Origin of the sequence: Mesorhizobium sp. M4B.F.Ca.ET.143.01.1.1 (assembly GCF_004792275.1) — a bacterium.
Taxonomy (GTDB): Bacteria; Pseudomonadota; Alphaproteobacteria; order Rhizobiales; family Rhizobiaceae; genus Mesorhizobium; species Mesorhizobium abyssinicae.
On record NZ_SRSR01000198.1, the window covers coordinates 1 to 336 of the forward strand.

At 69.0% G+C, this 336-nt stretch carries 1 pseudogene; it reads right to left on the minus strand.

Features of this window, described 5'->3' with window-relative positions:
• Positions 1 to 335: pseudogene (locus tag EN786_RS36615) on the minus strand (ABC transporter permease); the annotation flags it as partial.
• Position 336: the final 1 nt, after the last annotated feature.

The following is a 336-nucleotide window of genomic DNA, read 5'->3' on the forward strand; positions in this document are numbered from 1 at the left end:
CGCATCAGCACTTCGTCGACCAAGCCCCCTGCGAAGCCGGCTAAAGTGCCGATGACCGCGCCTATAAGGAGGGCGGCGGCCGCGGCCGCCAGCCCGACCGCCAGCGAGGTGCGGGCGCCGTGGAAAAGTTCGGCCAGCACGTCGCGGCCGAGCCGGTCGGTACCGAGCGGCAGCGACCAGTCATGGAATGGCGGCAGCAGCGCTGGGCCGGCGATGGCCTGCGGGTCGCCCGAGAAGAGCAGCGGCGCGGCCAGTGCCATTGCGATAAGCAAGGCGAGGATAAGCGCGCCGGCGATCGCTTCAGGTGTGCGGAAGAAACGATGCAAGCGGTTCATG